Source organism: Nonomuraea sp. NPDC050202 (genome assembly GCF_040656115.1).
In the GTDB taxonomy this organism is placed as follows: Bacteria; Actinomycetota; Actinomycetes; order Streptosporangiales; family Streptosporangiaceae; genus Nonomuraea.
This window is the reverse complement of the sequence record NZ_JBFALF010000009.1, coordinates 60580-87193: the sequence shown is the minus strand read 5'-3', so window position 1 is coordinate 87193 and position 26614 is coordinate 60580. Positions and strand designations below refer to the sequence as shown.

Annotated in this window: 26 protein-coding genes and 1 tRNA gene; 7 read left to right on the top strand and 20 right to left on the bottom strand. The window is 70.4% G+C overall.

What is annotated here, in order from left to right:
- The first annotated feature begins 79 nt into the window (after positions 1-79).
- The 3 genes from AB0I79_RS24895 to AB0I79_RS24885 all read left to right on the top strand — a co-directional run bounded on the left by AB0I79_RS24895 (position 80) and on the right by AB0I79_RS24885 (position 3782).
- Entirely contained in the window at positions 80-1063 is a 984-nt protein-coding gene (locus tag AB0I79_RS24895) for an SGNH/GDSL hydrolase family protein (RefSeq protein ID WP_357876756.1), read from the top strand.
- A 75-nt stretch (positions 1064-1138) separates the two neighbouring features.
- Entirely contained in the window at positions 1139-2482 is a 1344-nt protein-coding gene (locus AB0I79_RS24890; RefSeq protein ID WP_357876754.1) for a PQQ-binding-like beta-propeller repeat protein, read from the top strand.
- Positions 2483-2564: 82 nt separating this feature from the next.
- Entirely contained in the window at positions 2565-3782 is a 1218-nt protein-coding gene (locus AB0I79_RS24885; protein WP_357876752.1) for an acetyl-CoA C-acetyltransferase, read from the top strand.
- A 69-nt stretch (positions 3783-3851) separates the two neighbouring features.
- Here AB0I79_RS24885 and AB0I79_RS24880 read toward each other — a convergent pair whose 3' ends face one another.
- From AB0I79_RS24880 to AB0I79_RS24790, 19 genes are all read right to left on the bottom strand, one after another.
- Positions 3852-4259 (bottom strand): PPOX class F420-dependent oxidoreductase, encoded by a 408-nt coding sequence (locus AB0I79_RS24880; RefSeq protein ID WP_357876750.1) that lies wholly within the window; start codon positions 4257-4259, stop codon positions 3852-3854.
- 53 nt (positions 4260-4312) lie between these two features.
- Positions 4313-4546, bottom strand: a complete 234-nt coding sequence (locus AB0I79_RS24875; RefSeq protein WP_148437132.1) for a DUF4287 domain-containing protein — start codon at positions 4544-4546, stop codon at positions 4313-4315.
- Positions 4547-4714: 168 nt separating this feature from the next.
- Complete coding sequence (locus AB0I79_RS24870) at positions 4715-5509, bottom strand: Bax inhibitor-1/YccA family protein (RefSeq protein ID WP_357876748.1); 795 nt, start codon at positions 5507-5509, stop codon at positions 4715-4717.
- A gap of 544 nt (positions 5510-6053) precedes the next feature.
- Positions 6054-6126 (bottom strand) — tRNA-Leu (locus tag AB0I79_RS24865).
- A gap of 49 nt (positions 6127-6175) precedes the next feature.
- The gene (locus tag AB0I79_RS24860) at positions 6176-6670 is read right to left on the bottom strand and encodes a peptide deformylase (protein ID WP_357876746.1); all 495 of its coding nucleotides are present in this window, start codon (positions 6668-6670) and stop codon (positions 6176-6178) included.
- A 26-nt stretch (positions 6671-6696) separates the two neighbouring features.
- Positions 6697-7209 (bottom strand): ACT domain-containing protein, encoded by a 513-nt coding sequence (locus tag AB0I79_RS24855; RefSeq protein ID WP_357876744.1) that lies wholly within the window; start codon positions 7207-7209, stop codon positions 6697-6699.
- 80 nt (positions 7210-7289) lie between these two features.
- Positions 7290-8606, bottom strand: coding sequence for an NAD(P)/FAD-dependent oxidoreductase (locus AB0I79_RS24850; RefSeq protein WP_357876742.1), 1317 nt, complete (start codon positions 8604-8606; stop codon positions 7290-7292).
- A 95-nt stretch (positions 8607-8701) separates the two neighbouring features.
- Entirely contained in the window at positions 8702-9496 is a 795-nt protein-coding gene (locus AB0I79_RS24845) for a uracil-DNA glycosylase (RefSeq protein ID WP_357876740.1), read from the bottom strand.
- Positions 9497-9514: 18 nt separating this feature from the next.
- Complete coding sequence (locus tag AB0I79_RS24840) at positions 9515-10414, bottom strand: hypothetical protein (protein ID WP_357876738.1); 900 nt, start codon at positions 10412-10414, stop codon at positions 9515-9517.
- Entirely contained in the window at positions 10411-10737 is a 327-nt protein-coding gene (locus AB0I79_RS24835) for a PadR family transcriptional regulator (RefSeq protein WP_357876736.1), read from the bottom strand. Before AB0I79_RS24835 ends, AB0I79_RS24840 begins: the two co-directional genes overlap by 4 nt.
- A 117-nt stretch (positions 10738-10854) precedes the next feature.
- Positions 10855-11958 (bottom strand): hypothetical protein, encoded by a 1104-nt coding sequence (locus tag AB0I79_RS24830; RefSeq protein ID WP_357876734.1) that lies wholly within the window; start codon positions 11956-11958, stop codon positions 10855-10857.
- 172 nt (positions 11959-12130) lie between these two features.
- Entirely contained in the window at positions 12131-13123 is a 993-nt protein-coding gene (locus tag AB0I79_RS24825; RefSeq protein ID WP_357876732.1) for a Ppx/GppA phosphatase family protein, read from the bottom strand.
- A complete protein-coding gene (locus tag AB0I79_RS24820; protein ID WP_357877422.1) occupies positions 13114-13602 on the bottom strand; it encodes a DUF501 domain-containing protein in 489 nt (162 codons plus the stop codon). The genes AB0I79_RS24825 and AB0I79_RS24820 overlap by 10 nt, the downstream gene beginning before the upstream one ends.
- A complete protein-coding gene (locus AB0I79_RS24815; RefSeq protein ID WP_357876730.1) occupies positions 13592-14008 on the bottom strand; it encodes a septum formation initiator family protein in 417 nt (138 codons plus the stop codon). The genes AB0I79_RS24820 and AB0I79_RS24815 overlap by 11 nt, the downstream gene beginning before the upstream one ends.
- A gap of 65 nt (positions 14009-14073) precedes the next feature.
- Positions 14074-15351, bottom strand: coding sequence for a phosphopyruvate hydratase (eno, locus tag AB0I79_RS24810; RefSeq protein WP_357876728.1), 1278 nt, complete (start codon positions 15349-15351; stop codon positions 14074-14076).
- 211 nt (positions 15352-15562) lie between these two features.
- Positions 15563-16498 (bottom strand): MazG family protein, encoded by a 936-nt coding sequence (locus tag AB0I79_RS24805; RefSeq protein ID WP_357876726.1) that lies wholly within the window; start codon positions 16496-16498, stop codon positions 15563-15565.
- 2 nt (positions 16499-16500) lie between these two features.
- Positions 16501-17100, bottom strand: coding sequence for a SurA N-terminal domain-containing protein (locus AB0I79_RS24800; RefSeq protein WP_357876724.1), 600 nt, complete (start codon positions 17098-17100; stop codon positions 16501-16503).
- Between the two features lie 30 nt (positions 17101-17130).
- Positions 17131-20619, bottom strand: a complete 3489-nt coding sequence (gene mfd, locus AB0I79_RS24795) for a transcription-repair coupling factor (RefSeq protein WP_357876722.1) — start codon at positions 20617-20619, stop codon at positions 17131-17133.
- A 92-nt stretch (positions 20620-20711) separates the two neighbouring features.
- Positions 20712-21074, bottom strand: a complete 363-nt coding sequence (locus AB0I79_RS24790; RefSeq protein WP_357876720.1) for a signal peptidase I — start codon at positions 21072-21074, stop codon at positions 20712-20714.
- A gap of 62 nt (positions 21075-21136) precedes the next feature.
- On the opposite strand from AB0I79_RS24790, the gene AB0I79_RS24785 reads away from it, so the two are divergent.
- The 3 genes from AB0I79_RS24785 to AB0I79_RS24775 all read left to right on the top strand — a co-directional run bounded on the left by AB0I79_RS24785 (position 21137) and on the right by AB0I79_RS24775 (position 24057).
- Positions 21137-21856 (top strand): class I SAM-dependent methyltransferase, encoded by a 720-nt coding sequence (locus AB0I79_RS24785; RefSeq protein WP_357876719.1) that lies wholly within the window; start codon positions 21137-21139, stop codon positions 21854-21856.
- 108 nt (positions 21857-21964) lie between these two features.
- Entirely contained in the window at positions 21965-23179 is a 1215-nt protein-coding gene (gene cysC, locus AB0I79_RS24780; RefSeq protein ID WP_357876717.1) for an adenylyl-sulfate kinase, read from the top strand.
- The gene (locus tag AB0I79_RS24775) at positions 23167-24057 is read left to right on the top strand and encodes a sulfite exporter TauE/SafE family protein (RefSeq protein ID WP_357876715.1); all 891 of its coding nucleotides are present in this window, start codon (positions 23167-23169) and stop codon (positions 24055-24057) included. Before cysC ends, AB0I79_RS24775 begins: the two co-directional genes overlap by 13 nt.
- Here the strand turns inward: AB0I79_RS24775 and AB0I79_RS24770 are convergent.
- Positions 24002-25030 (bottom strand): glycosyl hydrolase, encoded by a 1029-nt coding sequence (locus AB0I79_RS24770; RefSeq protein WP_357876713.1) that lies wholly within the window; start codon positions 25028-25030, stop codon positions 24002-24004. The genes AB0I79_RS24775 and AB0I79_RS24770 overlap by 56 nt on opposite strands.
- Before the next feature lie 280 nt (positions 25031-25310).
- On the opposite strand from AB0I79_RS24770, the gene AB0I79_RS24765 reads away from it, so the two are divergent.
- Positions 25311-26606, top strand: a complete 1296-nt coding sequence (locus tag AB0I79_RS24765) for a Wzz/FepE/Etk N-terminal domain-containing protein (RefSeq protein ID WP_357876711.1) — start codon at positions 25311-25313, stop codon at positions 26604-26606.
- Positions 26607-26614: the final 8 nt, after the last annotated feature.

Below are 26614 nucleotides of genomic sequence, written 5' to 3'. Positions count from 1 at the left end.
GAGATCCAGTGGGGGTGGCAGGCCCTCGGCTAGTTATCAAGCAAACGCTACCGCCGAGTTGGACCGAGGAGGCACGTACGTGGTCTGGGCAGCTGGCATGGCGCGCGCGGCGCGGAGGATCGCTACAGCGGCGGCGCTCGGAGGTGGCGGGCTGACGGCTCTGGGAGCCACGGCGTACGGCCTGCTGATCGCCGAGGGCCTGCTCGCCCGCAAGGTCATCGGCCAACCGCACGGCCTGGACGGGCCGCCCTCCGACGGCGTGTACGGCGAGTTCCCCGGCGAGCCGATCAAGATGGCCATGCTCGGCGACTCCACCTCCGTGGGCCTGGGCGTGACCGACCCCGCCAAGACCCCCGCCGTGCTGCTGGCCAACGGCCTGGCCGCCGTCGCCGAGCGGCCGGTGCGCCTGGTGGTGGCGGGCAAGTCCGGCGCCCCCTCGGCGGAGCTGGCGGAGCAGGTGGACGTGGCGCTCGCCATGGAGGCCGACGTGGCGGTGATCTTCGTGGGTGCCAACGACATCATCACGCAGACGCCGCCGGCCATCGCCGTACGGCACCTGACCAAGGCCGTGCGGCGACTGCGGGACGCGGGCGCCGAGGTGATCGTGGGCACCTGCCCCGACCTCGGCACCGTGCGGCCCATCGCGCAGCCCCTGCGCTGGGTGACGCGGCGGTGGAGCCGGCAGCTCGCGGCGGCGCAGACGGTCGCGGTGGTGGACGCGGGCGGCCGTACGGTGGCGTTCGCCGACGTCCTGGGCCCCGAGTTCGCTACAAATCCGACAGAAATGTTCGGACCCGATCGTTTCCATCCATCTGACCGAGGTTACGCGCAGGCCGCTTACGCGGTGCTACCGTCGGTGTGCGCTGCGTTGGGGCTGTGGCCTGAGCCGCGGCCCGCACGGGGCGAAGCTCTGCAACCGATCTACCTCGCGGCGGCTACGGCCGCGGAGGAGCCCGGCACCGAGGTCACCGCGACCCGGGTCGACGGGCGGGCGACGGGCCTGCACGGGAAGTGGGCGACGTTGTTCCGCCGGCGACTCGGCGAGGCAGTCAACGACACCTGACGGCCGCACGCCTCCAGCCGGTCACTCTTCGCGCCGGAGCCGTCACTCCCCCATTCTCTTTGGAGTGAATTGCCCGTGCTCCGGCCCCTCTGGAAAACGTCCATCGCTCTCGCCGGAACTCTTGCCGCCACTGCCTGCTCCGGCAGCGACGCGGCCACCTCGAAGTTCCCGACCTGGCACAACACCCAGGTCAACGCCGTCAGCCGGATGGCGGTGGCGGGCGGGGTCGTCGCCGTCACCTCCATGAGGCCCGACGGCGCCCTGGAGACGGTCGCCGTCAACCTGCGCGACGGCAAGCGTCTGTGGGCCTACCCCGCCACGATGGCCGGCCGCCTGCCCGGCATGGGCGTCTCGGCTCCCGCGATCGTGGAGACGCCCGGCGGCCAGGGCGTGGTGGTCGCCCTCGACCCGGGCAAGAAGGGCAGGTGGAACGCCACGCTCGTGGCCCGCGACGCCCACTCGGGGGCGCAGCGGTGGACGCGGCCGATCCACTCGACGTTCGGGCCGCAGCGCTGCGGGCCGTACGTCTGCCTGTCCGAGCACACCGCCCTGGCCAAGGCCCGCATGGTGGTGCTCGACCCAACGACCGGCAAGCAGTTGTGGAGGCTGCCCGGCATCTCCGAGGTGGAGTGGTCGGATCCGAGCCGGGTCGTCCTGCTCAGGCTGGCCGCCAACCCCATGGTGGAGTCGTACGAGGTCAAGACCGGCAAGCTGCAGTGGCAGCAGCCGATCGAGCAGGCGCTCGGGCCCGGGATCGACCTGTCGGGCGGGTGGGCGTTCGGCGCGGCGGGGGACGACCTGGTCGGGTACGTCGCCCCGTACACGAACCCGCAGAGCAAGAAGGTCTCCACCTTCGGCCTGTTCTCCGTCAGCATCGCCGATGGGACGATCAACTGGATGCGGCCCTCGGTCGTACGGGTCTACCCGAGCGGTTCCCCCGGCTTCGCGCCGGTCGTCCGGCCGGTCGACCCGCAGGGCGCCTACGGCGGGTTCGCCCGGCTCGATCCGGCCAGCGGGCGGGTGGTCGGCCAGATCAGCGCCACCGACGTGCCCGGCTCCGGCTGGTGGCTGGCCTTCCCCGACCGCATGGACAAGCTGGGCTTCCTCAAGCACAACTCCAAGGGCACGGCCTTCGACGTGGCCGGGGGCAAGCCGGTGCCGGTCGAGGAGGAGCGCGGCTGGTCCTTCTGCGTCACCGACCCCAAGCCGCTGCCGCTGAAGGGGCAGCCTCCCGGCTTCTACTCGACGGCGGCACTGTGCGAGTACGACCTCGGCACCGGCAAGCGCGTCTCCCCCGTGGCGGTCCCGCCGCCCTGGTTCACCGGCAGCCAGGACGGCTGGCGCCTGTGGCGCGACGAGAAGGGCGCCCTGCACGCCGTCAACGACCACGCGGCGACGGCGCCCGGCATGTACGGCTGACTCTCCCGAGGACCGGGGGCGGCGGGCCTTGCGCGGAGAACTGGAATATAGTTCTACTATTAGCGCCGACAAAGGAGGGGCCATGCCCGAGGCAGTCATCGTCGCAACCGCGCGTTCCCCGATCGGACGAGCCTTCAAGGGGTCGCTCAAGGACATCCGCCCCGACGACCTGACCGTGCAGATGATCAAGGCGGCGCTGGCCAAGGTGCCCCAGCTCGACCCCGCCTCGATCGAGGACATCATGCTGGGCTGCGGCCTGCCCGGCGGCGAGCAGGGCTTCAACATGGCCCGGGTGGTGGCGGTGATGCTCGGGCTCGACAACGTGCCCGGCACCACGGTGACCCGCTACTGCTCGTCCTCGCTGCAGACCACCAGGATGGCCTTCCACGCCATCAAGGCCGGCGAGGGCGACGTGTTCGTCTCCGCGGGCGTCGAGACCGTCTCGCGCTTCGCCAAGGGCAACTCCGACTCGCTGCCCGACACGCACAACCCGCTCTTCCTGGAGGCCCGCGACCGCACCAAGGCGTACGCCGAGGGCGGGAAGACCTGGCACGACCCCCGCGAGGACGGCGCGGTCCCCGACGTCTACATCGCCATGGGGCAGACGGCCGAGAACCTGGCCCAGATCAAGGGCGTCTCGCGCCAGGAGCAGGACGAGTTCGGCGTGCGCTCCCAGAACCTGGCGGAGAAGGCGCTGGCCGACGGGTTCTGGCAGAAGGACATCACGCCCGTGACGCTGCCCGACGGCACCGTGGTCGCCAAGGACGACGGGCCGCGGGCGGGCACGACGTACGAGAAGGTCTCCAGCCTGCAGCCCGTCTTCCGCCCGGACGGCACCGTCACGGCCGGCAACTGCTGCCCGCTGAACGACGGCGCGGCGGCGGTCGTCGTGATGAGCGACGTCAAGGCCGCCGAGCTCGGCATCACGCCGCTGGCCAGGATCGTCTCCACCGGCGTCTCCGGCCTGTCGCCCGAGATCATGGGCCTCGGCCCCGTGGAGGCCTCGACGCAGGCGCTGGCCAGGGCCGGGATGGCGATCGACGACATCGACCTGGTGGAGATCAACGAGGCGTTCGCGGCCCAGGTGATCCCCTCCTACCGGGAGCTGGGCATCGACCTCGACCGGCTCAACGTCAACGGCGGCGCGATCGCGGTCGGGCACCCGTTCGGCATGACCGGCGCGCGGATCACCTCGACGCTGATCAACAGCCTGCAGCACCACGACAAGAACATCGGCCTGGAGACGATGTGCGTGGGCGGCGGCCAGGGCATGGCCATGGTCATCGAGCGCCTGAGCTGACCGCTCGACCAAGCCTGAACGCACGGCGAGCCGCGGCCGGGGTCCTCACCGCGGCTCGCCGAACCCCCGCTACCCGTGCCGGGTCGGTCCCACACGGGTCGGGGTGATGCGCATGATGACGCGGCGGTCACGGACCATGGCGGCGCGGTAGTCGTCCCAGTCGGGGTGCTCACCGGAGATGTCGCGGTAGTAGGTGACGAGCGGCTCCATGGCCTCGGGCAGGTGGATGATCTCCGCCGTGCCGTCGACCTGGATCCACTCCCCGAAGAACCCGTCCGTGAACGCGCACAGCGACACCTGGGGATCGCGCAGCGCGTTGCGGACCTTGGCCGCCGTCTCCCTGGAGCTGATGACCACGCGGCCGTCCTGAACCCCGACCGTGATCGGGGACATCTGCGGGCGCCCATCGCGATGCCTGGTCAGCAGGACCGCGCGGTGATGGCTGCGGAGAAAGTCGAGTGCCTTGTCGAGATCCATGACCTCATGATGACGCGCCCGCGCTTGGGGCGCGGGCGCGGGGATGGCTGGGCTTAGATGTAGCCCATCCGGTTACGGCGATGCCGCTCGTGCTCGTGGACGATGGCGGCGGCGTAGCCGTGGGTCAGCCCGTGCTCGTCGGCAAGCCAGTTGGCCCGCTCGTCACACCGTAGGAAAGCCGGGCCGTTGTCGATGGCTTGGAACCACTCGGGGAGTTCGCGTCCCGTGATCGTTGGGACCCTTGCGATGAGCTTCGTCTGCGTCTCCGGTGAGTGGTTCAAGGACATGGGCACCTCCGCGGATTAAGGTCCTTTGCTCGACACTGCAACACGGACACGCGAATGGCAAGCCCCAAGTCCGGCATCATTCTGTGACGGCAGGTAGATTTTCGGTCGCACAGCGAGAGGGCCCCGCCTGAACGGCGAGGCCCTCCTGCATGTCGCGGCGTTGAACGGCTAGTCGCTACTGGTGAAATAGCTGACGAACCGGAGGATCTCCAGGTAGATCCACACCAGGCTCAGCGTCAGACCGAACGCGCACTGCCAGGCGAACTTCTCCGGAGCGCCCTGCTTGACGCCCTGCTCGATCGAGTCGAAGTCCAGCAGGAGGAAGAAGCAGCCGAGCAGGATCATCGCGACGCTGAAGATCCAGCCGAGCGGGCTGTCGGTGCGCAGGCCCAGGCCGACGTCGTTGAAGAGGCCGACGAGCAGGTTGACGAGCATGAGCCCGACGGCCGCGATCGCGGCGGCGACCACGAACTTCACCAGCTTGGGTGTCACCCTGACGATGCGCAGGGCGTAGACGGCCAGCACCGCTCCGAACGCGAAGGCCGTGCCCAGCACCGCTTGCAACACGATGCCGCTGGCCATGCCGTTGAAGACGAAGCTGATCTTGCCCAGGAAGACGCCCTCGGCGACCGCGTAGCCCAGGATGAGCGCCGGGTTGGTGCTCATCGTGAACGAGACGATCAGGCCCAGCACCAGCGCGACGACGGCGGCGCCGATCGCGACCATGGGCGGAACGTTGAAATACCAGGCCGCAGCGGCGGCCAGGACGAGTGTCCCGAGGGTCAGGAACCCTCGGACCACGACGTCGTCGAGCGTCATGGTCCGATACGCCGGCCGGGACGGTGGTGCGTACGACGGCGCGTCGTACATGTTCTGCAGCTGGTCGGGGGACGGGGTGGGACCGGCCCAGCCCGCTGCGGCCTGCTGCCGCGACCTGCTGAATACGGGGTTCTTGCTCTCCATCGCTGCCTCCTGTGACGCCGAGCCTACGGGGCGCGGCGGCACCTTGGTCAACTGACGCTCAGATCGATGTTCATTCGGGACTTCGGCAGCGTTCACAACGAACGTGCCCGCCGCGGAGTTCCCCAGGTCATCAGGCGACAGGGAAATCTTCCCACGGGCGGCGCCCGAGGGCCACGGCACGCGCCGCCCGGACCCGGTCTCGCACTATGGACGTTTCCCCGGCGCGGAAAACTTCGGTTGTAAGGCGTAGCCGACCATTCACGGAAAGAAACTCCCGCAAAGGTGAAGGCAGAGAACCAGCGGCTTGTCAATATCCGTCAGAGCACGAAAACTTTTCGAGCAGGCGAACGGGAGGCCACCCGCGGCGAAGTTCGCTCTCCCGTCACGAGCGGCGCCGGGACCGCCCATCCACCAGCAGTGATCGCCCGGTCACAGGACAACTCCATAACAACTCGATATCGGCTGCGGGAGTCCGGCGGGAGCCCATCCGGCAGTTGCGGTAAACCCCCAGGTCAGAGACCTAAATTGGGTATAAGTTGGCAAGTGCCCCCGGCGGGATTCGAACCCGCACGTCAACCCTTTTAAGGGGTTTGCCTCTGCCATTGGGCTACGGGGGCGCCGCAATCATACGAAACGGACCATGCTTCCGAGGAGCACAACTTCGCATCAGGCGTCACAAGTGTGAAGTCTGCGGTGAAGTGATAGCACTCCGGGGACTCTGTCCAAGAAGAGTAGACCGTCCAGATGGTCGAGTTGGTGCTGAATGCACCGAGCCTCGATGGCATCCGCTTCGATGGTGACGGCCTCGCCCGTGCCTGGCAAATGCCCATGTACGGTGATACGCGTCGCACGGCGTACGTCGGCCGTGAGCCCGGGGATCGACGCGCACCCCTCGCGGCCCTCGTCCCAGTGGGCCGCGCTGGCGAGCCGTGGATTGGCCACCACGAGCTCCCCGGCCCACGACCTACTCCGAGGGTGGCGCCGGGCGTCAAAGGCGATCAGCCGCAAGCTCAGGCCGATCTGGGGGGCCGCCAGACCCGTCGTGGCGGGCGCGCGGCGCAGGGTCGCCAGCAGATCCGCCGCGGCGGCGACGACCTCGGGGGCGGTGGGGTCCACCGGCTCGGCCACGGCGGACAGGAGGGGGTGCGGGGCGCCGAGCACCTCGCGAGCCGTACCCCCTGGCCTGGTCACAACAAGTCCGGTTCGACAGGCCGGAAGGTGATGTCCGAGTCGAGGCTGGCGCCGACGGCCGCCAGCCTGCGCATGAGAGCCGCCACGTCCACCTGCTTCGGCAGCTCGACGTCGGCGATCAGGACGTAGAGCCGGCCGGTGAGCCTGGTGCTCATCCCGGTGATGTTGCCGCCGTCCGCGGCGAGCACGGCGCTGACGGCGGAGATGATGCCGGGCCGGTCGGGACCGTGGACGGTGAGCACGTAGCCGAGCCCGTCGCCCTCCTCGCAGAAGTGCCGCTGGGCCTCGATGGCCGAGGCGGTGACCACCAGGTCGGGCGCACCCACCCGCTTCATCAGCTCCGCCGGGTCCAGCTCGCCGGAGACGAGCAGCATCATCGCGACATGGCCGCCGAGCAACGTCATGGTCGAGTCCTGGATGTTCGCCCCGCAGTCGGCGAGCGAACCGGTTACTGCGGCGATCACGCCGGGCCGGTCGACGCCGAGCACGGTCACCGCTGATAGACCCACCCGTGGTACCCCTTCCGCTTGCGACCAGGGGCGCCGAGAACGCCCCGGCAGTGGTTCGCCGGGGCGTTGCCGTACCTGGGCTAGCGGCGGGTCGTCGCCACCGCGGCCCTGAAGCCCTCACGCGGGTGCTCCATCTCACCCAGAGAGATCGTCTCGCGCTTGAAGAACAGGGCCAGGGTCCAATCGACGACGACACGGACCTTGCGGTTCAGCGTCGGCACCCGCGACAGATGGTAGGTCCGGTGCATGAACCACGCAGGGAATCCGCGAAGCTTGACGCCATAGACATTGGCGACGCCCTGATGCAGGCCCAGGCCGGCCACCGATCCGACATACTTGTGGCGGTATTCGACCAGTTCCTGCCCGCGCAGGTGGCGGACGATGTTGTCGGCCAGCACCTTGGCCTGGCGGACCGCGTGCTGGGCGTTGGGCGCGCAGTACTGCCCGGGGTTCGTGACGTCGGGCACCCCTGCGGCGTCGCCGGCGGTGAAGGCGCCCGGCGTGCCCGCCACGGTGAGCATGGCGGTGGCCTTGATCCGGCCGCGCTCGTCGAGCGGCAGGTCGCTGTCGTTCACCACGGGGCTGGGCTTGACGCCGGCGGTCCACACGAGCGTCTCGGCGTCGAACTCCGCGCCGTCCGACAGCACCACGTGCCCGCCCTCGCAGGACTCCAGCCGGGTGTCGAGCCTGACGTCGATGCCGCGCTCGCGCAGCTGCTCCAGCGTCCACTTGCCCATCTCGGGGCCGACCTCGGGCAGCACCCGGTTCGTGGCCTCCACCAGCACCCAGCGGATGTCCGACGGCTTGATGTTGCGGTAGTAGCGCGTCGAGTCCTTGGCCATGTCCTCCAGCTCGGCCAGCGCCTCGACGCCCGCGAAACCGGCCCCGACCACCACGAACGTCAGCGCCCTGCGCCGCACCTCCGGGTCGTCGGTGGACTCGGCCACGTCGAGCAGGTGCAGCACGCGGTTGCGCAGCGCGATGGCCTCGCCGACGGTCTTGAACCCGATGCCGATGTCGGTCAGCCCGGGGATGGGCAGGGTGCGCGAGATCGAGCCGGCGGCCATGACGATCACGTCGTAGGCCACCTCCCGCGGCTCGCCCTCGGCGGGCTGAAAGGTGACGGTGCGGCCGGCGTGGTCGACCTTGGTCACCGTGCCGTTCAGGATGTGCGCCTTCGGCAGGATCCGGCGCAGCGGGGCCACCATGTGGCGCGGCGAGAGGTTGCCCGCCGCCGCCTCAGGCAAGAACGGCTGGTAGGTCATGTAGGACTGGGGGTCGATGATCGTGATGCGGGCTTCGCCGCTGCGCAGCTCGCGGTGGAGCTTGCGCTGCAGCCGGAGCGCTGTGTACAGGCCGACGTATCCGCCGCCGACGATCAAGATGTGCTTGTTCATCCTGAGGCCCCATCCCTCGTGGAATGCTTGTGAAAGCATTCACAAGCTTACGTCAAGCGCTCTCGGCGAAGCCAATCCTGGGGTGGTGGGACGCGTCACACAGCCAGTGACCTGGCCCTGATGAAGATGTCGTCCAGCATCCGGGCGGTGACGCGGCCGGTGAACGTGTTCTGCTGGCTGGGGTGGTAGCAGCCGATGAGCGTGACGGGCGCCTCGCCGTACGACACCTCGGCCTCGGCCCCGTGTCCGAACGGCGGGCGGCTGCGCGGCAGCGCGTAACCCGCGTCCTTGAGCGCGGGCCACATGGCCTGCCAGGCGTACCCGCCGAGCGCCACGATCACCCGCACGTAGGGCGCCACGAGCGCCATCTCCCGCGCCATCCACGGGAAGCACGCGGCCTTCTCCGACGGCAGCGGCTTGTTCGCGGGCGGGGCGCAGCGCACCGACGCCAGCACGCGCGTGCCGAGCAGCTCCTGCCCGTCGCCCGCGCGCGTGCTCGTCTCCTGCGCGGCCAGGCCGCAGCGGTGCAGCGAGGCGAACAGCCAGTCGCCGCTGCGGTCGCCGGTGAAGATGCGCCCGGTCCTGTTGCCCCCGTGGGCGGCGGGGGCCAGCCCGACCAGCAGGATCCGCGGCTGCTCCGCGCCCCAGCCGGGGACGGGACGGCCCCAGTACGTCTCGTCCGCGAACGCGCGCCGCTTCACCCTGGCGACGTCCTCGCGCCACTCCACCAGGCGGGGGCAGGCACGGCAGACCGACTGCCCTGCCGTGAGCTCCGCGAGGGTGCTGCTGGCGGCGGCGAGGCGGCGCACGTCCGCGGGGTCCAGCGCGACCGGGGTGTCAGGGGTCGCGGGGTCGTCGGGCCAGCCGGTGCCAGGAGGTACGAAGCTCATGACACCGATGGTGCCCGATCAGTCACGGGGCTTCGTGTCCGGGCGCTCGGGCGTCGCCGTGGCCATCGGCCCCGGCTCCGGCGTCGAGGTGGGGCAGGCGGACGCCGCGGCCGTGGGCAGGCCGTCGTCGCCCGTCATGGGCTCCTCCTCGACCAGGGGCAGCGGGTAGCGGTTGAGCACCGGCTCGCCGCACGACCTGTCGACCTTGTAGCCGTAGAACTCGGGGTTCGTCACGAACGGCTTGCCGTCCTGGTCGTAGAGGTAGACGTCGCTCAGCGGCTTGCCGTCCTTGGCGTAGGGCCGCAGGTTGTAGACGCCGTCGGACGAGGCCGGCTGCATCCACACCGCCTGCTCCTGCTCGGGGTTCGGCGTCATCGCGTCGCCGGCCTCCACCATGCCCACGAACAAGGTCAGCGCGGCCACCCCGTTCGCCGCCGCGGCCGCCAGCACCACCACCCGCCGCCTGCTCCGCCGGCCGAACCAGACCGAGGCCCAGATCCCCGCCGCGACGGCGACCCAGGCGGGCGGCGTCATGGGGACGAGCGCGGGCTCGGCCGTGACCGACACCAGCACCATGGCCAGCACGTAGCCGCGCAGCACCCACCATCCGGGCCGCAGCTCCGGCAGGAAGGCCAGGAAGCTCCTGGAGGGCGCCTGACGCATCAGAGCGGCCCTCACCTTCGCCGCCCACGCCCGCGCGTCCACCCGCCGCTTCCCGGCGCTCTGCGGGCGCTCCCCGTAGGCGGAGGCCAGTTCCTCCGCGTACGCCTCGGGCGGGCCTAGCCGCTCCTCCAGCGCGAGGTCCGACTCGGCGGCGATCTCGGCGAGGTGGTCGTCGAGGTCCTCCAGCAGCTCCTCGCGCTCGGGATGGTCGGCCAGGGCATCCCGTACGGCCTGCGCGTACTGTTCGGGGGTCATGCTTGTCCCTCCTTGAGCAGGGCCGCCATGGTGGCCGAGAAGGCGGCCCAGGTCTTGGCCGAGGCGGCGTACATCTCCCTGCCGACGTCGTTGAGCCCGTAGTACTTGCGGTGCGGCCCCTCGTCGGAGGCCACCACGTACGAGGTCAGGGCGCCGGCCCTGAACAGGCGGCGCAGCGTGCCGTAGACCGAGGCGTCGCCGACCTCCTGCAGCCCGGCCTCCCTGAGCCGGCGCACGACGTCGTAGCCGTAGCCGTCACGGTCGTTGAGCACGGCCAGGACGGCCAGGTCGAGGACGCCCTTGAGAAGCTGGCTGCTGTCCACGCGAAGCACACTACTGCGCAAAGCGCAGTAGTGGCAACAGAAAAACCGGGTGGCACCCGAAGGAGCCACCCGGTTCAGCCGGTCGATGTCGTACCGCTCAGACGCGCCTCACGCGGCCTAGCTGCAGACGTAGGACCTGGTCTCGGTGTCGCTGCCACCGGCACCCGAGACCGAGAGGGTCACGGTGCCACTCTTGATCTCCGACGTGGTCGAGAAGCCGTTGATGGGCTTCGAGCCGCCGTCAGCGCCGAACTCGACCGAGCCGGTGCTCAGCACGGCGCCGTTCAGCGCCCAGTTGTAGGTGACCGTGCCGGCCTTGGCCGAGGTGACCGAGCCCGTGGCGGTGACCGAGCAGCCGGCGCCGGTCGTCACCGAAGCGGTGGCGGAAAGCGCGCCGGCGTGCGAGTCAGGGCCCTTGTGGTCGCCCTTGTGGTCGTCGTGGTGGTCGTCCCTGCGGTCGTCCTTGCACCAGACCTTGTAGTAGGCCCGGTTGGAGGAGGTCGCGTCGGGGCTCAGCACCTGCAGCTGCGCCCAGCCACGCTGGCTGTGACGGGGGTTGATGCCGAAGCCGACCTTGCGGGCGTCACGGACCTTGATCTTGCCGTAGTCGACCACTTCACCGTTGAGGACCCAGCGGTAACGCACCCACGAGGGGCGGTTGGTCTTGATCACGCCGGTGAAGTCGATCTTGTCACCGTAGGTGTCGCACCGGCCGGCGTACGAGCTCGGGCTGGCCCACGCGCGGGCCGAGACCGACACGTCGAGGTGCGTGCGCACGTCCTCCTGCGGCTTCTGGCAGGAGACGGAGAAGTAGCCCTTCTTCGAGGTGACCTTCTTCGGGCCGAGGACCTGAATGGCCTCCCAGCCCTTGACGTCGTCCTTGAAGGTGATGGACTGCTTGACCGTCATCGTCTTGGTGCCCTTGCCCGAGAGCTTGATCACGTTGACCTTGCTCTTGGAGCCGTCGCCGTGGAGCCAGCGGTAGGCCAGCTCCGTCTTGCCCTTGAGCGGCACCTTGATCTGGGCCGAGAAGTTGATCTTGGTCGGGCAGGAACCGTCATAGTCGCCCGGCGTGGCCTTCGGCGCGGAGACCGACACCTTGGGGGCCGGCTTGGAGGCCGCCTGGGCGGGGCTGGACATCAGACCCGCGGACAGGCCGGCCAGCACCGCGGCCGACGCGCCGAACGCAGCGGCCTTACGTGCTAACCCAACAGACATCATGTGAGAGTGCTCCATTCCGTGAGGGAAGAGACGCGCTCGGGAACGGTCGCCACGCCGGCGCCTTTCGCGCACAGCGATATGGCAAAGCCCCCGTAATGCCCCTTTACCTAATCACAATACTGAATGCACGCTCAACACGACCCGCAGATCGGAAATGTCCGGATTTCTTCAGCTAACCGGCGAGGGACCAGGCGATTCCATCGAGGATGTCGTGCTCGCTCACCACGACCTGGGAAAACGCGAAACGGCGAACGATCCGGTCAAGAATTAGCGCACCGGCGCCAATCACGTCAACCCTCCCCGGATGCATCACCGGCAGCTCGGCCCGCTCACCATGGGTCATCGCGAGCAGCCGCCGCGTCACGTCGTGAACCTGCTCGGCCGAGATCCGCGAGTGGTGGATGCGCCGCGAGTCGTACTCCGGCAGGCCGAGCGCGATGCCCGCGACCGTCGTCACCGAGCCCGCCAGGCCCACGAGCGTGTGCGCCTCGTGGACGGGGACCTCGGCCTCCACCCGGTCGAGCGCGGCCTCGATGTCGGCCACCACGGCCTCCAGGGCCGCCGCCGGCGACGGGTCGCCGGCATCGCGCAGGTGCCGCTCGGTCAGGCGCACGCAGCCGATGTCCACCGACAGCGCCGCCTGGGCGTGCTCGGCGCCGACCACGAACTCCGTGGACCCCCCGCCGATGTCCACCACCAGGTACGGCGGCAGCGGGCCCTGCGGCACCTCCGTCTCCGGCGACAGGCGCACCAGCCCCCTGGTCGCGCCCGTGAACGACAGCTCCGCCTCCTCGGCCCCCGACACCACCTCCGGCTCCACGCCGAAGATCTCGCGGACGCCCTCGACGAACTCGTGCCGGTTGGCCGCGTCCCTCGTCGCGCTCGTGGCCACCACGCGCGTGGCGGTGGCGCCGTGGCGCTCGATCAGCTCCTGGTAGGAGCGCATGGCCTTGAACGTGCGCGCCAGGGCGTCGGGCGCGAGCCTGCCCGTCCTGTCGACGCCCTCGCCCAGGCGGACGATCTCCATCAGCCGCTCGACGTCCGCCAGCTCGCCCGTGCCGAAGCCCGGGCCGCCCGCGCCGGCGCCTGGATCGGCGCCCGGGCCGACGTCGGCGATGAGCAGTCGTACGGAATTGGTGCCGCAGTCGATGGCGGCTACACGCATGGTCCGTCACTCCACCAGTCGGGGAGGGCGTCGAGCGCCTCCCTGCCGAACGGGTTCACCCCGGGGGCCGCCAGCTCGTGCGCCACCAGCGCGTGCAGGCACTTGACCCGCTCCGGCATGCCACCCGTGCTCTGCATGTCACGCGGGAGCGGCGTCAGCCCCTCCTGCTTGGCGGCCTCGTCGCGCCTGGCGACGTAGTCGTCGTGCGCCGCCTGGTAGGCCGCCGCCAGCTCGGGCTCGGTGGCCAGCCTGGCCTGCATCTCCCGCATCAGGCCCGAGCCCTCCAGCGTGCCGATGGCCGAGGCCGCCTTCGGGCAGGTCAGGTAGTACAGGGTCGGGAAGGGCGAGCCGTCGGGCAGCCGGGGCGCGGTCTCCACCACGTCGGGGTTGCCGCACGGGCAACGGTGCGCCACCTCGCGCAGGCCCCTGGGCGGCCGCCCGAGCTGCTTCTCGACGACCTCGACGTCCTTACTGTCCAACACTTTCCTTCCCTGTCACCGCCCGGCGCCCGGTGCCCTTGTCGGCGGCCTCCACCGACTCCCAGAGCGTCTCGTACCACGGCGGCACCGCCACCGGCTGCTTGACGACCGTCTTCTCAGTGCCCTGATCCGGCTCCATCACCACATAGCACTTCTCGCCGGGCCCGCAGTAATGCAGCCGTTCCTTGGCCGTCTTCTTGATCCAGTTGGGGTCGTCGGCCTGCTTGTCACGTGCCAGCAGGGCCTGCCTCTCCGCCTCCACCCTGGCCTTCTCCGCCTCCAGTTCGGCGATGCTGCGACGCCCGCTGATGTACTCGCGGACAGGGTAGGCCAGGCTCATCGCGATCGCGCAGACCACGACGGCCAGGATGGCGGCCCGCCCGGTCAGCTGCGGCCTCTTCGCCAATTGCTGCACACCCCCTCAAGTACGGCTCGCGGGAGATCTCGGGGACCCGCGAGCCGTACTCGAAACTAGCGCCGGAAACGCGGGAACGCCGCGCGACCCGCGTAGCGGGCGGCGTCGTCGAGGAGCTCCTCGATGCGCAGCAGCTGGTTGTACTTGGCCACCCGGTCGGAGCGGGCGGGCGCGCCGGTCTTGATCTGACCGCAGTTGACCGCCACCGCGAGGTCGGCGATCGTCGTGTCCTCGGTCTCGCCGGAGCGGTGGCTCATCATGCAGCGGTAGCCGCTGCGGTGGGCCAGGTCCACGGCGTCGAGCGTCTCCGACAGCGTGCCGATCTGGTTGACCTTGACCAGCAGGGCGTTGGCCGCGCCCTCCTTGATGCCGCGCTCCAGCCGCTCGGGGTTGGTCACGAACAGGTCGTCGCCGACGAGCTGCACCTTGTCACCGAGCGAGGCGGTGATGGCCTTCCAGCCCTCCCAGTCCTCCTCGTCGAGCGGGTCCTCGATGGAGACGAGCGGGTAGTTGGCGACCAGGTCCTCGTAGAACGCGATGAGCTCCTGCGCCGACAGGCCCTTGCCGTCGATCGTGTAGACGCCGTCCTTGTGGAACTCGGAGGCGGCCACGTCGAGCGCCAGCGCGACGTCCTCGCCCGGCACGTAGCCGGCCTTCTCGATGGCGACCAGGATCAGGTCGAGCGCGTCGCGGTTGGAGGGCAGGTTGGGCGCGAAGCCGCCCTCGTCGCCCAGGCCCGTGGCGTAGCCCTTCTCCTTCAGCACGCCCTTCAGCGCGTGGTAGACCTCCGTGCCCATGCGCACGGCCTCGCGGAACGTCTCCGCCCCGATCGGCGCGATCATGAACTCCTGGATGTCCACGTTGGTGTCGGCGTGAGCGCCGCCGTTGAGGATGTTCATCATCGGCACGGGCAGCACGTGCGCGTTGGGGCCGCCGAGGTAGCGGAAGAGCGGCAGGTCGGCGCTGTCGGCGGCGGCCTTGGCCACGGCCAGGGAGACGCCCAGGATGGCGTTGGCGCCGAGCTTGGCCTTGTTGGGCGTGCGGTCCAGATCGATCATGATCTGGTCGATGATGCGCTGGTCCTCGGCCTCGATCCCGCTGATCTCCTCCTGGATCTCATCGGTCACGGCGAGAACGGCCTTCTCCACGCCCTTGCCGCCGTAACGCTTGCCGCCGTCACGCAGCTCGACCGCCTCGAACTGGCCGGTGGACGCCCCGCTCGGCACGGCCGCGCGGCCGGTGCTGCCGTCGTCGAGCACGACCTCGACCTCAACCGTGGGGTTCCCCCGGGAGTCGAGGATCTCGCGGGCGTATACGACCTCGATGGTAGCCACGGGATGCGCTCCTAAATCGAAAGTGATATGCCATCAGAGCCTATCGGTACGGCCCCGCACCGAGTGGGCACGGTCCGCCGTCGCCGAGCCCGCCGAGCAGGCGGTGACCCGCCACGTGCCGCGGCTCCCCCGTGTGCGGCGGTCTCAGCTCCACCGGACAAGTCACCCTGGTCTCACCGGTCGTGACATCTCGCGACCTGTCGCGCCGGACTCAGTCGGTGGCGGACTCCCACGCATGGACCCGGTCCCGATACGACCGCGCCGCGGCCCGCAGCTCGGCCTCGGCGTCCAGCCCGGCCTCGGCGGCCCGCCGTACCAGGTCGAACAGCTCCCGCGCCACGCCCTGCCCGACCGCAGCCGACAGCGACTCCGGCGCCCCGGCCCGCTCGGCCCTGCGCACGAGCTGCGCGGCCAGCGACAGCGCAGGCTGCCCCATCGGGACCCCGTCGAGCACCGACTCGCGGCCCTTGGCCGCCCGCTCGGCCGCCTTGATCGCTTCCCAGTTGTCGTTGACCTCGTCGGCGCTCTCGGCCCGCACCGAGCCGAACACGTGCGGATGCCGCCGGACGAGCTTGTCCACGATCCCGGCCGCCACGTCGTCCATGTCGAAGCCCTCGGCCACCCGCGCGTGGAAGACCACCTGCAGCAGCAGGTCGCCCAGCTCCTCGCGGAGCGCGGGGTAGTCGCCCTGCTCGATCGTCTCCAGCACCTCGTAGGCCTCTTCCAGCAGGTACGGCACCAGCGTCGTGTGCGTCTGCTTGCGGTCCCACGGGCACTCGGTACGCAGCCGGTCCATCACCGCCACCAGGTCGAGCACCCGAGCCCCCGGCAGGTCGTACGACCCGGGCACGACCTCGATCAGCGGCGGCTCGTCGAGCGCGACGGCGGCGTGCCCGACGGCGCGCATGAAGTCCTCGCCGTCCTGGTCCGACAGCCACACCACGCTCTCGCCCACCGCGCGCACGGCCAGCGCCCGCGGGTCGGGCTCGACGACCTCGACCTCGATCCCGGCCTCGGCCAGGTAGGGAAGCTGCGGGTGCGAGCCGGAGCCGGTGAGCACGGGGCCCGAGCGCAGCGCCTGCCAGGCCTGGTGGCTCAGCAGGCCCGGCGCGACCCTGGGCGAGGTGGTGACGACGATCAGCGGCACGATCAGCCCTGGGCCGGCTGCTGCGCCTGCTGGGTGAGCTTGCCGAACCTGCCGGTGTCGACGAACAGCGACGGGTTCTGCTCCGAGCGCTGGGCGTTCAGCGTGCCGAAGCGCGGGTTGAAGACGGGCTTGATGGAGGTGAACTCCTGGATCAGCCGCTCCTGCCCGGCCTGGCCGCCGAACTGCTGCTGGAGCTTGGTCAGGCCCACCATGGCGCGCGCGTAGTCGCGGGCGTCGGCCGGCGCGACGCCGTTGGCCAGCAGGTTGATCTCGGGCGACTGGAACTGGCCCGGGTCCTTGAGCGCGGCGTCGATCTCGGTCTCGCTCACCTGCACCTTGTGGCGGTCCATGAGCTGCCTGGACACGCTCACGTTGACCAGGCGCTGCAGCACGGCCTGGTTGGCCGGCACGCCCAGCGCCGACTCGTCGAGCTGAGCCTTCTTCAGCGCGGCCAGGTAGGCCTGCGTGTCGTTGTTGAGCTTGCTCATCGAGATGCGCTCGCTCCCGACCACGGCCGCGGCCCCGGCCTGCATGGGCGAGGAGCAGGCGGTCACCGCCGCGACCACCGCAGCGGCGGCCACGGCCACTCGTATCGATTTCACGTACGTCCCTTTCCGACCAGAAAACCGCCGCTAGCTTACCCGTGCGGGCTCGAGGAACATCGCCTCGACCAGGTCGCCGCACCATTTGAGCAGGTCGAGGTCGCGCAGCGGCTGCCCGCCCAGCGGCTTGGTCTTGGGGATCGGCACCAGCAGGGTCTCGGCCGCCTGCTTGTAGACGGCCTTCTTGTAGAGGCGGTCGAGGCGTACCTGCTGCGACTCCCTGAGCCTGGCCGGGCCGAACTTGATGTTCTGGCCCTGCAGCGTGACGTCCGTGAGCCCGGCCGTGCGCGCCCTGATCCTGAACCTGGCGACCTCCAGGAGGTTCTCCACCTCCACCGGCGGCTTGCCGTAGCGGTCGGTCAGCTCGTCGCGGACCTCCTCGATGTCGATCTCGGCGTTGATGGCCGCGATCCGCTTGTACGCCTCCAGCCGCAGCCGCTCGGAGGTCACGTAGTCGTGCGGGATGTGGGCGTTGATCGGCAGCTCGACCTTGACGTCCGGCTGCTCCTCCTCGACCTCGGCGCCCGACAGCTTGGCCTTCTGCTCCTTGACCGCGTCGGCCATCAGCCGGACGTACAGGTCGAAGCCGACGCCCGCGATGAAGCCGGACTGCTCGGCGCCCAGCACGTTGCCCGCGCCGCGGATCTCCAGGTCCTTCATCGCGACGTACATGCCCGCGCCCATCTCGGTGTGCTGCGAGATCGTGGCGAGCCGCTCGTGCGCGGTCTCCGTCAGCGGCTTCTCCGGCGGGTAGAGGAAGTACGCGTAACCGCGCTCCCTGCCTCGCCCGACGCGCCCGCGGATCTGGTGGAGCTGCGACAGGCCGTAGTTGTCGGCCCGGTCCACGATCAGCGTGTTGGCGTTGGGCACGTCGAGCCCGGACTCGACGATCGTGGTGGAGACGAGCAGGTCGTACTCCCGCTCCCAGAACCCCACCATGATCTTCTCCAGCTGGTGCTCGTTCATCTGCCCGTGCGCCACCGCGATGCGCGCCTCCGGCACCAGCTCGCGCAGCCGCGCGGCGACCTTGTTGATCGAGGCCACCCGGTTGTGCACGAAGAAGATCTGCCCGTCGCGCATCAGCTCGCGCCGGATCGCCGCCGCGATCTGCTTCTCCTCGTACGGCCCCACGAACGTGAGGATCGGATGCCGCTCCTCCGGCGGCGTGAGGATCGTGGACATCTCGCGGATGCCGGTCAGCCCCATCTCCAGCGTGCGCGGGATCGGCGTGGCCGACATGGCCAGCACGTCCACCTGCGTGCGCAGGTGCTTCATGGCCTCCTTGTGCTCGACTCCGAACCGCTGCTCCTCGTCGATGATGATCAGGCCCAGGTCCTTGAACCGGACCTCGGGGCTGAGCAGCCGGTGCGTGCCGATCACCACGTCCACCGCGCCGGAGCGCAGCCCTTCGAGCGTGCCCTTGACCTCGCCGTCGGTCTGGAAGCGGGAGACGGGCTTGACCGAGACGGGGAAGCTGGAGAAGCGCTCGGCGAAGGTGGACATGTGCTGCTGCACCAGCAGCGTCGTGGGCACCAGCACCGCGACCTGCTTGCCGTCCTGCACCGCCTTGAACGCCGCCCGCACCGCGATCTCGGTCTTGCCGTAGCCGACGTCGCCACAGATCAGCCGGTCCATCGGGACGCCGCGCTCCATGTCGCGCTTGACCTCGTCGATGGCTTCGAGCTGGTCGCCCGTCTCGGCGTACGGGAAGGCGTCCTCCATCTCCCGCTGCCACGGCGTGTCGGCCCCGAAGGCGTGTCCCGGCGAGGCCATCCGGGCGGAGTAGAGCCTGATCAGCTCGCCGGCGATCTCCTTGACCGCCTTCTTCGCCCGGGACTTGGCCTTGGCCCAGTCGGCGCCGCCCATGCGGTTGAGCGTGGGGGCCTCGCCGCCGACGTAGCGGGTGACCTCGTCGAGCTGGTCGGTCGGCACGTAGAGGCGGTCGCCCTTGGCGTACTCGATGACGAGGTACTCGCGGGTGGCGCCCTGCACCGTGCGCTGCACCATCTCGATGTAGCGGCCCACGCCGTGCTGCTCGTGCACCACGTGGTCGCCGACCTTGAGCTGCAGCGGGTCGACCATGTTGCGGCGGCGGGAGGGCAGGCGCCGCATGTCCTTGGTGGAGGCCTTCTGGCCGACCAGGTCGAGGTGGGTGAGCACGGCCAGGGTGGGGGTGATGAAGCCGTGCTCGATCAGGCCGGTCGAGACGTGCACGACCTTGGGCTCGGGCGCCTTGTCCAGGAACTGCTGGAGCCGCGCCGGCACGTCCACGCCCTTGAGCAGCTCGACCATGCGCTCGGCCGGGCCGTGGCCCTCGCTGAGCAGCACGACGGCCTTCTCGTCGGCCAGCCAGCCCTTGATGTCGGCCAGCGCCTTGGCGGTGTCGCCGCGGTAGGCCTCGGAGTCCTGGGCGTCGAGCTCGATGCCGCCGCCGAACGGCGCCATCGTCCACCAGGGCTGGCCCAGTACGTCGGCGTGCTCGCGGATCTCCTCCAGCGACCGGAACGCGGCCGCGCCGAGGTCGATCGGCGCCTCGCCGCCTGCCGCGGCGTTGATCCAGGAGGCTTCGAGGAACTCCTGCGAGGTGCGGACGAGCTCCTCCGCCCTGCCCCTGATCCGCTCGGGGTCGCACACGAACACCGCCGACCTGACCGGCAGGTGGTCGAGCAGCAGGTCCATCTCCCCCGCCAGCACGGGCGCGAACGCCTCCATGCCCTCGACCGGCGTGCCCTCGGCGAGCTGGTCGAGCACCTCGGCCAGCGCCGGGTGCTCCTCGGCCAGCTGCCGCGCCCGCGTCCGTACCTCGCCGGTCAGCAGCAGCTCCCGGCACGGCGGCGCGAACAGCCCGTCCTCGGCCGCCTCCAGCGATCGCTGGTCGGCGACCTTGAACCAGCGGATCTCCTCGACCGTGTCGCCCCAGAACTCCAGCCGCAGCGGGTGCTCCTCGGTCGGCGGGAACACGTCGAGCAGCCCGCCCCGCACGGCCACCTCGCCGCGCTTCTCCACCATGTCGACCCGGTGGTAGCCGTTGTTGACCAGGTTGTCCACGACGTCGTCGAGGTCGGCGTCGTCGCCGGCCCGCAGCCGGATGGGCTCCAGGTCGCCCAGGCCCTTCACGATCGGCTGGAGCAGGGCGCGGACGGGCGCCACGATCACGCTGAGCGGCCCGGCGGCGGCATCGCCCTTGACCGGGTGCGCCAGCCGGCGCAGCACCGCCAGCCGCTGGCCCACGGTGTCGCTGCGCGGCGAGAGCCGCTCGTGCGGCAGCGTCTCCCATGCCGGGAACACCGCCACGGAGTTGGGCTCGATCAGGCTCGTCAGCGCGGCGGCGAGGTCTTCCGCCTCACGCCCCGTCGCGGTGACGGCGAGCACGGTGCGCTGATCGTGCCCGGCCAGCGCGGCCACCCCGAACGGGCGCAGCGCGGAAGGCGCGATCAGCGCGACGTCGCCGCCCTCTTCGAGAGCGGCGGTCAGCTTCGGGTCGGCGCGAACAAGGTCAAGTAGCCCGGAAAGACTCATCAGATACGCCCACAGCCCCACGACGGCAACACGACTACCCCCGGCCGTATCAGGTCGCGGGGGTCCCTCACCAGCCTACTCGCCGCGGCGGCTCAGCCAACTCGATAACCAGGCACGGAGGGCCAGCGCACGGTCAGCACCGTCGAGGCCGCCTCCGCCCGCCAGGAATGGTCGACGCCCTTGCCCCACACCACGTAGTCGCCCGGCTCGCACAGCAGCACGCTGCGCCCCGGCAGCTCCACCCGGAACCGGCCGCTGATCAGTACCAGCAGCGCGGTGCGCGCCTCCCCCTTGACCCACTCGGCCCGCTCGTCGCCGGCGGGGTGCACGCCCCACTTGATCTCGACGTCGTCGCTGTGTCTTGGATCGCCGGGGGGTTTGAAGTGACCGAGCAACCATCCCCGGTCGCCCGCGGCGTCCAGACCCGCGTTGCCGACGTAGACCTGATCGCTCACAGGCCAGGACGCTAGCAGGGAAATGCATTACGAGGGGGGAGCGGTTGATTACTGTAGGTCACATGTCTGAGGTGCGATCGGTCGCCCAGCGAGGCGACCTCTTCGGTCAACGGGTCCGCGAGCACGTTGCCGGGCAACCGATGAGGCGGCTGGACGTGCTGGTCGCCGGGTGCGCCCACGACGAGCCGCTGGTGCTCGAGCACATCGAGACCAGGGCCACCGGGGCCGACGAAGACCATCCCGCGATCAGGCGGGTCCTGGCGGAGCGGGCCGACCTGGTCGCCTGGCAGCTCGGTGACCTGCGCTCGGTGCCGCTGCCGCCGCGCGGCTTCGACATCATCCAGCTGTCGTTCCTGCTGGAGCGGGTGCGGCACGCGGAGCTGGTCTTCGACCGGCTGCTGCAGTCGCTGCGTCCCGGCGGGCTGGTGCTGCTGCGCATGCGCGACCGGCGGTCGGCGTACGGGCTGCTCGACCGCCTCACGCCGGGCCCGCTGCGCCGCCTGCTCTGGCGCGGCCTGGTCCGGCCCGGCACGCCGGGCCCGCTGCCCGCCGTGTACGAGCCCCTGGCCTCCAGCGACGGGCTGCACGCGTTCTGTCTCAGCCGCGGCCTGATGATCACCGATGACGAGCGCAACCTGAGCGGGCCGGCCCGCTCGCGCCGGATCGGCGCCGTCGCCGTCGTGCTGGCGTCCAAGCTGACCAGCGGGCGCTTTCCCGCCTCCCACGACGAGATCACCATGGTGATCCGCAAGCCTCAGCACCACTTCGCGCGGCTGCTGTGAGTCGTACTGGGACCCCACGACCCCAGGAGGGGGTCTAGCGACACACTGGTATCAGCCGGTAGACTCCTTCCCTACCAATTCAATCGGAATAGTTGGGATGCAGACAACGTGGAGTGGACCCCCGACCCGCGCGAGCTGGCCGATCTCGAACTGCTGCTCTCCGGCGCGTTCGAGCCGCTGACGGGGTTCCTGGGCCACGACGACCTGCACACCGTGCACGAGCGCGGCACGCTCGCCGACGGCACCCCGTGGCCCGCACCCGTCACCCTCCATCTCGACGCCGCCGTCGAGCCGGGCGACGAGGTCACCCTGCTCGACCCCGAGGGCCTGCCGCTGGCCGTCATGACCGTGACGGCGCACGAGCCCGACGGCCTCACCTCGGGGCCGCTGAAGGCGCTGAGCTCCCCCGAGCACGGGCCGTTCGGGCGGCTGCGGCGTACCCCAGCCCAGGTCAAGGAGGCGCTCGGCGGGAGCCCCGCGCTGGGCGTCACCATGCGCGGCCCGCTCGACGAGCTCGACGAGATCGTCGCCACCGCCAAGGAGCTGGACGGGACGATCCTGCTGCTCCCCCTCGCGTACGGCGAGGCGGGCCCGGCGGTCGTCCGGGCCGCGCTGCGCGCCAAGGAGCAGCTCCCGGCGGGCACGCTCGTCGTCCCCGTGCCCCTGGCCCCGCGCGAGGAGCCCGAGCTCGACCTGGAGCTGCGCGAGCTCGTCGCCACCGCCTACGGCGCCACCGAGCACCTGGCGGGCCCCGATCCCGTGCACATCCCCGGCCCGCCGCACCGCCGCGGCCTGGTGGTGTTCTTCACGGGCCTGTCGGGCTCGGGCAAGTCCACGATCGCCCGCGGGCTGCGTGACGCGCTGCTGGAGCTGGGCAGCCGCACGGTGACCTACCTCGACGGCGACGTGGTGCGCCACCTGCTCTCCAAGGGCCTGACCTTCTCCAAGCAGGACCGCGACCTGAACATCCGGCGCATCGGCTTCGTCGCCGCCGAGGCCGCCCGCCACGGCGGCCTGGCCATCTGCGCCCCGATCGCGCCGTACGCGGCCACCCGCGAGGAGGTGCGCGAGATGGTCGAGTCCGTCGGGGCCGACTTCCTGCTCGTGCACGTCGCCACGCCGCTGGAGGAGTGCGAGCGGCGCGACCGCAAGGGCCTGTACGCCAAGGCGCGCGCCGGCCTGATCCCCGAGTTCACCGGCGTCTCCGACCCCTACGAGGAGCCGGACGACGCCGACCTGGTCATCGACACCACGCACATCTCGATCGAGGCGGCCGTGTCCAGGGTGCTGGACACGCTCAGGAGCGGAAGGTGGATCCGTTGATCGACTGGGCGCTGATCGCCGGGTCATTCGTCGTCGCCATCGTGGTCGGGCTGACCGGGATGGGCGGCGGCGCGCTCATGACCCCGATGATGATGTTGTTCTTCAACGTCCCGCCGCTGGCCGCGGTCTCCAGCGACCTGGTCGCCTCGGCCGTGATGAAGCCGGTCGGCAGCGTCGTGCACCTGCGCCGCGGCACGGTCAACCTGCGCCTGGTCGGCTGGTTGTGCGTGGGCTCGGTGCCGGCGGCGTTCTGCGGGGTGTTCCTGGCCAGGGCGTTCGCGGTGAGCGACGCGGTCAAGTACGCGCTCGGCGTCGCGCTGCTGCTGGCCGTGGCGGGCATGGCGCTGAAGAGCTGGCTCGGCGGGCGGGGAGGCACGTCGAGCGCGCACGACATCGTCGTGCGCCCAATTCCTACCCTACTGGTCGGTACGGTCGGCGGCCTGGTGGTGGGCATCTCCTCCGTCGGCTCCGGGTCCCTGATCATCGTGGCCCTGCTCGTCCTCTACCCGGCACTCAAGGCCAACCAGCTCGTCGGCACCGACCTGGTACAGGCCGTGCCCCTGGTCGCCGCCGCCGCGCTCGGTCACATCCTGTTCGGCGACTTCCAGCTGGACCTCACGCTGTCGCTGCTCATCGGCTCCATCCCGGGCGTCTACCTCGGCGCCAGGATCTCCTCGCGCGCTCCCGGCGGCCTGATCAGGGCCATGCTGGCGATCGTCCTGCTCGCCTCCGCGCTGAAGCTGCTCGACGTGAGCAACACGCTCACCGTCTGGGCGCTGCTCGCCGCCACCGCGGTCACCGTGATCGGCTGGCGGGTGCGGGTCAGGGCCGCGGCACGGGTGTCGAGCGAAAGTACGGATCTCGAGCCAGCTCGGTGAACGCCCGGTCCGCCCCCGGGTCGGAGTCGAAGCTCGTGTCGCCGCGCGGCGCCTGCGGCGAGTCGAAGTAGAGCAAGGCCTTGATCTGCGGGTAACGCTTGATCTGCTTGAGCGCGGACTCGAAGAAGCGCCGCTTGAACGAGCGGTCCTTCGGCCGCTCGAACACCCCCCACTCGGCCACCATGACCGGCTTGCCGGGGAAGCGCGCCTGCATCCACCGGTAGAAGCCCGGCCAGTCGGGGTACTCCTTGCGCGTCTTGTTCACCAGCCCGTCGAAGTCGTGCACCCGGTCGTCGGCGTACGGGTCCATCGCCACCCAGTCGACCACGTCGTCACCGGGGTACAGCTCCTCGAACCAGGACTTGGCCGCCCAGTTGGGCGCGCCCATGTACGTCATGACGACGACCGCGTTCTTGACGCCCTTCTCCCGCAGCCTGAGCACGACGTGCCGGAACATGGCCGCGTAGTCGGCCGCCGACATACCGGAGCCCGAGGAGGCGTCGACGTCGTTCTCCGGCTCGTGGTGCAGGGTGAGGAAGAACCGTTCGGGGAAGGTGCGTCTCAGATGGCCGGCCAGCCGGTCGATCCTGGCGTCGAGCGCCCCCTCGGCGATCTCCGCCCACGTGTGGTCGAACGACGGCTTCCAGTTGATCATGAGCAGCCGCGGCCTGGCCGGGTCGCGGGCCAGCCTGATCTCCGCCGCGGTCGGGAACAGCTCGCTGCCCCGGTGGTAGACGTGCAACACGTCGGCCGGTGCGCCCATGCGCGACTCCGCCCCGTGCAGAGCCTGCTCCACCGGGGCGCCGGTGAAGACCTCGGGCGCCATGCCCCACCACGCGCCGCAGGACGGGATGAGCCGGGTGGTGGCCGTACAGGCGGGCGCGCCCGCCGGCTTGGCCACGGGAGCCTGGACCGGCACCGGCAGGACGTCGGAGCCTTCGGCGCTGGAGCAGGCGGCCAGCAGCACGACCATGGCCAGAATTGCGGTGGTGAATGGTTTTTCCTGGGAAATGCCCCGTTGCTGCAAAGCCTTCCAACCCCCTCGTCGAACGACCCCGCATCTCACACCTGAACCTTGCCATGTCATTCCTGGAACTTCAGCCAGTGTGGAAGTCTCCCCAGTTCGTAGCGGTGAGGTGACGTTCCAAATTTCCTGATATTTCGCTTTATCCGATTGCTTGTTTATGGCCTTACCGGAGAAAATCTTGAGTATTCAACCTGGGTGCTGACCGTCCCTCTTATAGTGGGCGCACATGAGCTCCGGCACCGACCTGGACGAGCACCTCTCGCTGTTGCGCAGGCGGTGGCTGCTCCTCGTGGGCTGCGTCGTGATCGGCGGCACCGCGGGGCTGGCGCTGATGCGCCTGACCCCGCCCGCCTACACCGCCACGACGCAGGTGCTCGTCATGCCGGTCGGCCCGCAGGAGCAGGCCAACCAGGTGACCAGCCGCCAGCGAGAGTCGCTGAACCTCGACACCGAGGCCCAGGTCGCCCAGTCGGCCGTGGTCGCGGCGCGCGCCGCCAAAGCACTCGGGCTCGACAGGACCGAACCGGTCGAGGTCACCGTGCCACCGAACTCCGCGGTGTTGTGGATCTCGGTGACGGCCGCCCACCCCGCCACCGCGGCCGCGCAGGCCGGCGCGTACGCCGAGGCGTACCTCGCCAACCGCCGCGAGAGCGCGCTGACCTCCATGGCCGAGCAGCAGGAGGCCGTGCTCAGCAAGCTCAGGCAGGTCAACGCCGCGATCGACCAGGTGATCAAGCAGCTCGGCACCCTGCCCAAGGGCAGCCCGCAGCACGCCATCGCCGCCCAGCGGCAGGGCGTGCTCAACCGTCAGGCGGCCAGCCTGGCACTGAAGTACGACGCGCTCAGAACGGTCGCGATCACCCCCGGCACGGTCATCAGCCAGGCCGCGCCACCAGAGGCGCCCAGCTCCCCCAGACTGCCCCTCTACCTGGGCACCGGGCTGATGGCCGGGCTGCTGATCGGCTCGGCCGCCGCCTACCTCCGCGACCGCCTCGACCGGCGCCTGCGCACACCCGCCGACGTCGAGCGGCTCACCGGCCTGCCCCTGCTCAGCGACCTGTCCAGCCCGCGCGAGCACGGCGCGCTGCACGACCTGGCCTGCGCCGCCGTCTCCGCGTGCCCCGGCAAGCGGCTGCTGATCCGGGCGCTGCCCGCCGACCTGTACGCCTCGTCGCTGGCCGAGCCGCTCGCCGTGAGCGCGCCGCTGGTCGTGCTCGACGGCTCCGACGTACGCGACCTGTCCAGGTCGGACGCCGCCGTGCTGCTGATCGGCCTGGGCCTGGTCTCCGCCGACGAGGTCGCGGCCGCCGTCCGCCAGCTCGCCCGGCACGACGTGCCGGTGATCGGCGTGGTGACGACCACCGACGCGGTGCCGTCGTTCGTGCCGCTGCTGGAGCCGCGGCCGCACAGCCCGCTCGGCAAGCTCGTCGCGAGCGGCGAGCTGGAGCCGAGCGTGTCGGCCGAGACCACCCCCATGCAGGCGCTCCACCACCACCCGAGACGCCCCGGCAAGCAACCGTGACAGGGCCG